This window comes from Solemya elarraichensis gill symbiont (assembly GCF_002021095.1).
Classification (GTDB): Bacteria; Pseudomonadota; Gammaproteobacteria; order Chromatiales; family Chromatiaceae.
The window spans coordinates 1-8,556 of record NZ_MPRK01000061.1; the positions used below are offsets into that span (position 1 = coordinate 1).

The window sequence follows — 8,556 nt, forward strand, 5'->3', positions numbered from 1 at the left end:
ATTGTTCGCACTGCCCATTAACGACCTGTTATTTCAGGCGCACTCGGTACACCGGGAAAATTTTGACCCGAACAGCGTGCAGGTCAGCACCCTGTTAAGCATCAAGACCGGTGCCTGTCCCGAAGATTGCGGCTACTGTTCGCAGAGCGCAAAAAACGATACCTCCCTGGAGCGTGAGAAACTGCTGCCATTGGGCGAGGTGATCGAGTCGGCTAAGGCAGCAAAAGATGCGGGCTCCACGCGTTTTTGCATGGGTGCGGCATGGCGCAATCCGACAGATAAAAATCTCGACAAGGTGATCGATATGATCAAGGCGGTGCAGGAACTCGGTATGGAGACCTGCGTCACCCTGGGTATGCTGGAGGAGCATCAGGCTGAGCGCCTCAAAGAGGCTGGCCTTGATTACTACAACCACAATATTGATACATCGCCAGAGTTCTATGGCAATGTCATCAGTACCCGCACATTCGATGACCGCCTTGAAACGCTGAAGTATGTTCGCGATGCGGGAATCAATGTCTGTTCAGGCGGCATCCTCGGCATGGGTGAAAAAGCACTCGATCGTGCACGTATGCTGCAGGAACTTGCCAACCAGGAAAAACACCCTGAATCTGTTCCAATCAATATGCTGGTACAAGTCGAGGGGACGCCAATGTTTGGTATTGACGGTATCGATCCACTCGATTTCGTGCGCACAATTGCAGTTGCACGCATCATGCTGCCGGAATCATATGTACGTCTCTCAGCAGGCCGTACCGATATGAGTGACGAGATGCAGGCAATGTGCTTCTTTGCCGGTGCCAACTCGGTCTTCTATGGTGAGCGCCTGTTGACCACTGATAATCCTGACTCAAATAGCGATGCAGAGCTGTTTACAAGGCTTGGCATCAATATGCAGGCAGTGAGTGAGGAAGATTCACAAAAAGTTTGCTGCCACGAATAGGCATTTGCCTTATGAGAGACTACTCGGCAAGACTTCTGCAGCGCAAGGAAGATGGGCTTTACCGCCACAGACGTATCATTGAGTCGCCGCAGTCGACAGAGATTGTCTGTGACGGAAAAAAGCTGCTCTCTTTCTGCTCGAATGACTATCTCGGTTTGGCCAATGACGCACGTATTAAACAGGCGTTTATCCGCGGCATAGCATGCTGGGGCAACGGTGCCGGTGCCGCACATCTGATTACTGGTCACACCAGTGCGCATCACCATCTTGAAGAGGAGTTGGCTGAATGGCTCGGGCGCGAAAGTGCATTGCTCTTTTCAACTGGCTACATGGCAAACAGCGGCATAATTAATGCACTTATGGGGCGTGGTGATGTTGTTGTTGAAGACCGGCTCAATCATGCATCACTGATTGATGGTGGTCTCAATAGTGGCGCACAACTGCTGCGTTATCCCCATGTAGATGCACACACAGCCGAACAGCAGCTGTCGGACCACAAAGAGAAGCATGCACTACTTGCAACCGATGGTGTGTTTAGCATGGATGGGGATATTGCACCCCTGAGGGAGCTTGCAAATGCCAGCCGTAAACATGACGCCCTGTTGCTGGTTGATGATGCTCACGGCATTGGGACGCTTGGCCATCAAGGACGCGGCAGTCTTGATCGGGAAGCCCTCTCTCAGCAGGATGTGCCATTGCTGATGGGCACCCTGGGCAAGGGCTTTGGCGTCTTTGGTGCTTTTGTCGCCGGCCCGGAGCTTCTTATCGAGAGCATAATCCAGGATGCGCGCAGCTATCTCTTTACCACGGCGGCACCGGCAGCAATTGCCGAAGCAAACCGTGCAGCACTCAGATGTGTCATCGAGGATCAGTGGCGTCGTGACAAGCTCGCTGTGCTGATCACACGTTTCAGGTCAGGTGCGGAACAGTTGGGATTACAATTAATGCCGAGCGAGACGCCGATACAGCCGGTACTTGTTGGTGAAGCTGATAAGGCGCTCACCATGAGCCGGGCCCTGGAAGAGCAGGGCGTACTGGTGACTGCAATCAGGCCGCCTACCGTACCTCGCAATAGTTCCCGCCTCCGTGTCACCCTGTCGGCCAATCACGAGGAGACGGATGTTGACAAACTGCTGGTTGCTTTTGAGAAGGTTCAGGCGGGAGAGACAGCATGACACTTGCGGTTAAATCGTACGGATCTGGTGCCCCCCTGGTGATGCTGCATGGCTGGGGTATGAATAGTGGTGTCTGGGGTAGTGCGGTCGATACACTCAGTGAGCATTTCGAGGTGCTACTTGTTGACCTGCCGGGACATGGTGATAGCTCATCGGAAGCAGCGACAAATGAACTTGATGACTGGGCTGATGCAGTGCTTGAAGTGGCGCCGGAAGAAGCTGTATGGCTAGGCTGGTCGCTTGGAGGCATGATTGCACAGCGGGCCGCCCTGAAATCACCCGGGCGAGTCAAGGCGCTGATGATGGTTACAAGCACCCCCTGTTTCATTCGGCACCATGACTGGCCGGCAGGATTGGTCAAACAGGGTTTGGAGCAGTTTGGAGAGCAGTTGATGGGTAATACGCAAAAAGCCCTGTTGCGCTTTCTCGGTTTGCAGGTACGTGGTGCATCAGATGAGCGTAGCACCCTTAAGCGCCTGCGAGAGTCGATTATCAAGTCCAATCCTCCATCACAGCAGGCACTTGAATCAGGTATCTATTTGCTTCAACATGCTGACCTTCGCGACAAGTTGGGAGAGTTGGCAATGCCAACGTGCTGGCTCTTTGGTGAAAAAGATACGCTGGTCCCGGCGGTAACATCCACCTATATAGAAAAACTGTTACCACAGGCAACTCGAATAACAATCCCCTCGGGGGGGCATGCACCATTTCTGTCGCATCCAGCCGTGTCAGAGACGGCGCTGGAAATGTTGGTAGATGAAACTCTGCACGGAGCTGTTACATGATCGATAAACTGCAGGCGCGCCTCTCTTTTTCGAAGGCTGCAGACAGCTATGATGAGGCAGCCGCGTTGCAACGTGAAATTGGCCAGCGCATGCTGGAGCGCCTTGACTATGTCAAGCTTAAGCCAGAGGTGATTGTCGATGTTGGTTCGGGTACGGGTTTCTGTTCAGGACACCTGATCAAGCGCTATCCGAAGTCTCAAGTGATTGCGCTCGATTTTGCCCTGCCAATGGTGGTGAAGTCACGCACACATCGTTACTGGCTGAAACGTCCGCATGGGTTGTGTGCAGACCTTGAGGAACTACCGCTGGCGGACCGCAGCGTAGACCTGATCGTATCGAATGCAGCCATTCAGTGGAGTACCGATCTCGCATCGACCTTTGCAGAATTCAAACGTGTACTCAAGCCGAACGGACTGCTGATGTTTACAACTTTCGGGCCCGATACCCTGAAAGAGATCAGGCAGGCATGGGCAGAAGTCGATGACAGGCCGCACGTCAGCCCCTTTGTTGATATGCATGATGTTGGCGATGCGCTGCTCGGTGCCCGCTTTGCTGACCCGGTCATTGATATGGAGATGATCACCATGACCTATTCGCAATTGCGTCCCCTGATGGCGGATATCAAGGCGATAGGTGCGCATAACGCCAGCAGCGAACGCCACAAGGGTTTGACCGGAAAAAAACGCATGCAGGCTTTCACGCAGGCGTATGAACAGTTCCGCAGCGGAGGTGTATTGCCATCAACCTGGGAAGTGATCTACGGGCATGCGTGGGTTACGGATGAAATGCCTCAATACCAGGATGATCAGGGGGCAACCAGGATCAACATCAGCGCTGTACGCAGATCATCGACATGAAGGGCTGGTTTGTCACGGGCACTGATACGGAGATTGGTAAAACCCATATCACCCTTGCCCTGATGGAGGCGTTGAAGGAGCAGGGCGACAAAGTTGTTGGCATGAAGCCGATTGCTTCAGGTTGTGAGAAAACAGACGAAGGCCTGAGAAATAGCGATGCACTCGCGATACAGGCAGCCAGTTCCAGTCGCAAGGCGTATGAACTGATTAATCCCTACGCATTTGAACCGCCAATCGCACCGCATCTTGCAGCCCGAAAAAGTAGTGTTCTGATCGATATCGAACAGATCGTGAACGTTGCGAGTGAGTTGGCACAAGATGAAGATGTCATCTTGATAGAAGGTGTTGGTGGCTGGATGGTTCCGCTAGGTGGCGGGCAAATGCTCGCAGATCTTGTTAATGCACTCAATCTGCCGGTGATCCTCGTTGTTGGCATGCGCCTCGGTTGTATCAACCATGCGCTGCTCAGCGCTGAAGCAATCAGAGCCTCGGGACTTCAGCTCGCAGGATGGATCGCCAACAGCATCGATCCCGACATGGATGAGCAGGATTCGGTTCTCGATCCCCTGAAACAGCAGATGGATGCGCCTCTGATTGGCCAAATGCACTACAAGGGGCAGCTGTTGCTCCAAAAAGAATCCCCGCTTTCGCGGGGATGACTGGTGGCTAATCTGCCGGCACTGGAGTCCATGCCTTCATTCAGACTCTTTCATCAAAGAAAGACACCACGAATAAACTCCCGCGCATAGTGGTCGACCAGAAAAAATGCAAACAATGCACTGAGATAGAAGATTGAGAAGCCGAAAGTCTTCATCGAATGCTCATCACCTTCGCTACGCAGCAGTTTCATCGCATGGTAGGTAAAGCCGATGCCGAGTGACAAGGCTCCGGCAAGATAGACCAGGCCGCTCATCTCTGTGACAAAAGGCATCAGGGTCACGGCAAACAGCAACAGGGTATAGAGCAGGATGTGCTGCTTGGTGAAGATGACACCGTGGGTGACTGGCAACATAGGGATGTCAGCCTTTGCGTACTCCTTGCGGCGTTTGATCGCAAGTGCCCAGAAGTGCGGAGGTGTCCATACGAAGATGATCAGGAACAGCAGCAATGCATCGTAATTGACTTCACCTGTGATCGCAGTCCAGCCGAGCAGCGGTGGAGCAGCGCCTGCAGCACCACCGAGAACGATATTCTGTGGTGTGGCACGTTTTAGGAACATGGTGTAGATGACGGCATAGCCGATCATCGAGATAAGAGTCAGCATGGCAGTCAGCGTATTGACGAAGACCAACAGGATTGCCATCGATAGAATGCCGATGCTGATAGCGAACCCAAGGGCTGTCGCCGGGGAGAGCTTTCCGGCAGGCAGTGGCCTGTTATGGGTGCGATCCATGATGGCGTCAATGCGCTGGTCGACATAATGGTTGACCGCCGCACCTGATGCCGCGCCAAGTCCGATGCCGAGTGTGCCGTAGATCAGCAGGTCAAGCGGTGGCAGTGCGCCGCTGGTCGACAGCAGCATTCCGACCACTGCGGTAAAAACGATCAATGCGACTACTTTTGGTTTGCACAGAGCGTAGCATTCGTTCCATGGGAAACGAAAAATACGCTGTGCCATTGTCAGGCTGTTATCCAATTTACTCTCCTCCGTTGCATCCGCTTGTTTCTGTTATTTTTGTGGATGCTTCTTAATTCAGTTTTTTCGGTTTTGCCACGTGGTTAAGGTAAACGCTGGCGATTAACAGCAGCGCTGCCACCGCGTTATGTGCAACTGCTATCGTCAGTGGTAGCAGGAACACCACGTTGCTGATTCCGAGACCGATCTGTATCAGCAGCAACACGGCTATGATTTTGACGGCCTGTTTGAAGCGGTGGCCGCCATTAACCTGAGCAATCCATAGCATTATAGAGAAAAACAAGAGCAGAATCAGCGCACCAATTCTGTGTGTAATATGGACCGTGACTCCCTGCGCATTTGTCAGTTTTCCACCCTCGAAATTACTGTTATCACCGTGATTGAGGTCGAAAGCGCCGGAAAAATCTGTCTCCGGCCACCACTGTTCCTGGCAGGTGGGAAAGTCGGGGCAGTGCAGGGCGGCGTAGTTGGTGCTGACCCAGCCACCGAGGGCGATCTGGCCATAGATCAGCAGCAGGGCGCCGAGGGCCCAGGCCCTGGTTGGCATCTCCTTTTCCGAGTAGGCAAGCAGGCTGCGTTCACCGGCCTGCCTGAACCAGAGCCACCACAAGGTTGCGAGTGTCGCCATGCCCATCAGCAGGTGCAGGGTGACAATTTCCGGCCGCAGCAGCATGGTGACCGTCCACATGCCCAGGAGTGCCTGGAATATCACCAATGCAAGCAGTGCAAGTGGTACAGCTACGGGTTGATCCGGATCGCGCCTGTTGAGCACGGCAATCACGGCCAGTGCCAGCACCAGCAGGCTGAGTGTGCCGGCGACATAGCGGTGAATCATCTCGTTCCATGCCTTGGCGACACCGGTTTCCGTATGCACAATATCGGCTGTCTGAGATCCGACATCGGGGGCAGTCAGAAGCCCATAGCAGCCGGGCCAGTCGGGGCAGCCGAGGCCTGCATCTGTAAGGCGCACGAATGCACCAAGTACGACGACGACGAGGGCCAGCAGTGCTGCTGCCAGGGCGATACGCCTGAACAGGCTGCTCATTTTGGTTTTATCCATGATACTTTCACCAGTCTTTGAATATCTTTGAGGATCAGTGGACCATTTACATCGGGGGTGTAATACATCATCAGGTTGCCGAGCGGGTCAACGAGATAGATGTGCTCAAGCATGACGTTGTTTTCGAGTTCAAAATTGCCTCCCCACTGATCAAATTCCATGGCCCTGGCGATACGCATGTCCTGATGCACCTCAAGCAATTTGCTGTCTGGCATGCCAGTTTCATCGAGCAGAATCAGCAGGCGCTGGGCACGTTCCATATCCTTGCCGAGTGCATGTCTGACCTGGCGTGTCTTGTAAAGGCGTTCGCTGCAGTCTGTTCCGCAGGCACCTTGTGAAAATGTCACATAGGTCCAGCGTCCCTCAAGTGCCTTGATATCGAGTGTTTCACCCTTCTCTTGCAGGCGTATCGCTTCGAGGGGTCTTGCCGGCTGTATCAGGCTACCGTGGTTTTTGGTTCCGGTAAATCCGACAATACCGGGAAATTGGTAAAGGGTGACGGCGATCAGGATCGGCGCGGCAAATATCAGGGCAGTGAGTAGCAGTGTACGTCTAGGGTGGTTCATGATTATTTCTTGTCAGTCGGTTGTTTGCTAAATGTATAGAAGCCGAAGAGTATCAGAAGAGTCGCAGCAAGGCTAAACCATGTGAGTGCATAGCCCTGATGCTTCTCTGGCGGAAAGTGAATCGGCATCCACTCGTCGGTTTCCGTTGTTTCATTTTCAAGCAGCACCACGAAAGGTTCGGCCTTGATCTCAAAGCGGCTGCTGATCCAGTCAATATCCAGGTAGGGGGTTTTGAGCGGGGTAGTGAATGGAATAGTCTCCAGGTCACCGAGACGAAGCCCTACCTCGGGCGGCGAGCGCACCAGGCCCTCGAGCGTTACCAGCCCCGGGTCTGTAGCAGCATATGGCCCTGAAGTCTCATGCCAACCTAGATTGATGAGAAAAAGTATGCCATCCTCTGTTTTGAATACGCGATAGTCATGCACACCGGCACGCCCCTTGCGCACCTGATTTTCGAGCAGTACCTGCATTTTTTCCAGGAAGTGTCCTTTGAAAACGACCCTGCGATAGAGATGTGTCTGCCACTCAGCACGCACCTCGGCAAGAGGTATTGCCGGTTCGACAAGTCGCTCTCTATAGACCCTGATGAGTTCTCTCTTCTGATCAGCACGATCCAGTTGCCAGAAACCAAGCGACATCAGCAGGCTGAGAAGCAGGAGCGTCAGCAGGGTCAGGCTTGGTGAGAATCTCTCAATTCTCATTGGGCCCGGAACCATAATTCAGGCAGGAAGTTCATGTTGATCAAAATATTTATCATTGCGGTACTGATTACAATCGTTGTTTCACTCGGCTCAGGACTATTCTATCTTGTTCGCGACAAGGGACAGAGTGACCGTGCGGTTAAGGCGCTGAGCTGGCGAATCGGAATCTCGTTCTCTCTCTTTTTGCTGCTGATCATTCTTTCATTGACCGGCGTTATCAAGCCTCATGGCGTGTTTCCGGTTGAACCTGTAAACAATACTTCTCAAAGTGCAGAATAAAAAAAGCCGCCACATCTGCGGCGGCTTTTCTGTGCGGGCTTTCGCTTACAGGATGTAAACAAAAACGAACAAGCCCAGCCAGACCACGTCTACAAAGTGCCAGTACCAGGCCGCTGCTTCGAAGGCAAAGTGGTTCTCGTTGCTGAAGTGCTTCTTGGCAGCGCGAATAGTCATTACCAGTAGCATAATCGCACCCAGGGTCACGTGCAGGCCGTGGAATCCTGTCAGCATGAAGAAGGTGGAACCGTAAATACCGGACTCCAGAGTCAGGTTCAGGTGGGTGTATGCTTCATAATATTCAAAGGCCTGCAGACCGACGAACAAGAAGCCGAGGGCTACGGTAGCTGCCAGCCACATCACCAGGTTGCTGTTATTTCCAGCTTTCAGTGCCCAGTGTGCCAGGGTGACTGTGACGCCGGAAGTTAGCAGGATCAGGGTGTTGATGGTTGGGAGCGGCCATGCACCCATAGGTGAATAAGTGCCGCCAACATTTGCGGGTCCATTGGTTGGCCACACACCATCAAAGCTTGGCCACAGGACTGCATGTGTCATAA

General features: G+C 53.2%; 11 protein-coding genes. 6 read left to right on the plus strand and 5 right to left on the minus strand.

Annotated elements, in window-relative coordinates:
• Nucleotide 1: 1 nt before the first annotated feature.
• The 5 genes from bioB to bioD are packed head-to-tail and all read left to right on the plus strand — an operon-like array spanning nucleotide 2 to nucleotide 4,419.
• The gene (gene bioB / locus BOW51_RS04570) at nucleotides 2-943 is read left to right on the plus strand and encodes a biotin synthase BioB (RefSeq protein WP_078476651.1); all 942 of its coding nucleotides are present in this window, start codon (nucleotides 2-4) and stop codon (nucleotides 941-943) included.
• 11 nt (nucleotides 944-954) lie between these two features.
• Nucleotides 955-2,118 carry an 8-amino-7-oxononanoate synthase gene (bioF, locus tag BOW51_RS04575; protein WP_078476652.1) on the plus strand — a complete coding sequence of 388 codons (1,164 nt, stop codon included), beginning with the start codon at nucleotides 955-957 and terminating at the stop codon, nucleotides 2,116-2,118.
• Nucleotides 2,115-2,903, plus strand: coding sequence for a pimeloyl-ACP methyl ester esterase BioH (gene bioH, locus BOW51_RS04580; RefSeq protein ID WP_078476653.1), 789 nt, complete (start codon nucleotides 2,115-2,117; stop codon nucleotides 2,901-2,903). Before bioF ends, bioH begins: the two co-directional genes overlap by 4 nt.
• The gene (gene bioC / locus BOW51_RS04585) at nucleotides 2,900-3,760 is read left to right on the plus strand and encodes a malonyl-ACP O-methyltransferase BioC (RefSeq protein ID WP_078476654.1); all 861 of its coding nucleotides are present in this window, start codon (nucleotides 2,900-2,902) and stop codon (nucleotides 3,758-3,760) included. Before bioH ends, bioC begins: the two co-directional genes overlap by 4 nt.
• The gene (gene bioD / locus BOW51_RS04590; protein ID WP_078476655.1) at nucleotides 3,757-4,419 is read left to right on the plus strand and encodes a dethiobiotin synthase; all 663 of its coding nucleotides are present in this window, start codon (nucleotides 3,757-3,759) and stop codon (nucleotides 4,417-4,419) included. The genes bioC and bioD overlap by 4 nt, the downstream gene beginning before the upstream one ends.
• A gap of 53 nt (nucleotides 4,420-4,472) precedes the next feature.
• Here bioD and cyoE read toward each other — a convergent pair whose 3' ends face one another.
• The 4 genes from cyoE to BOW51_RS04610 form a co-directional block, all read right to left on the minus strand.
• Nucleotides 4,473-5,378: a heme o synthase gene (gene cyoE / locus BOW51_RS04595; RefSeq protein WP_078476661.1), complete on the minus strand. Its 906-nt coding sequence runs from the start codon at nucleotides 5,376-5,378 to the stop codon at nucleotides 4,473-4,475.
• Between the two features lie 70 nt (nucleotides 5,379-5,448).
• Complete coding sequence (locus tag BOW51_RS04600; protein WP_245828473.1) at nucleotides 5,449-6,456, minus strand: COX15/CtaA family protein; 1,008 nt, start codon at nucleotides 6,454-6,456, stop codon at nucleotides 5,449-5,451.
• Nucleotides 6,438-7,022: an SCO family protein gene (locus BOW51_RS04605; protein ID WP_078476657.1), complete on the minus strand. Its 585-nt coding sequence runs from the start codon at nucleotides 7,020-7,022 to the stop codon at nucleotides 6,438-6,440. Before BOW51_RS04605 ends, BOW51_RS04600 begins: the two co-directional genes overlap by 19 nt.
• A 2-nt stretch (nucleotides 7,023-7,024) precedes the next feature.
• The gene (locus tag BOW51_RS04610; RefSeq protein ID WP_167367237.1) at nucleotides 7,025-7,723 is read right to left on the minus strand and encodes an SURF1 family protein; all 699 of its coding nucleotides are present in this window, start codon (nucleotides 7,721-7,723) and stop codon (nucleotides 7,025-7,027) included.
• A 33-nt stretch (nucleotides 7,724-7,756) separates the two neighbouring features.
• Here BOW51_RS04610 and BOW51_RS04615 point away from each other — a divergent pair, with 33 nt between their 5' ends.
• Entirely contained in the window at nucleotides 7,757-8,002 is a 246-nt protein-coding gene (locus BOW51_RS04615) for a twin transmembrane helix small protein (protein WP_078476659.1), read from the plus strand.
• Nucleotides 8,003-8,047: 45 nt separating this feature from the next.
• Here BOW51_RS04615 and BOW51_RS04620 read toward each other — a convergent pair.
• On the minus strand, nucleotides 8,048-8,556 hold a 509-nt coding region (locus BOW51_RS04620; RefSeq protein ID WP_078476660.1), incomplete at its 5' end, for a cytochrome c oxidase subunit 3.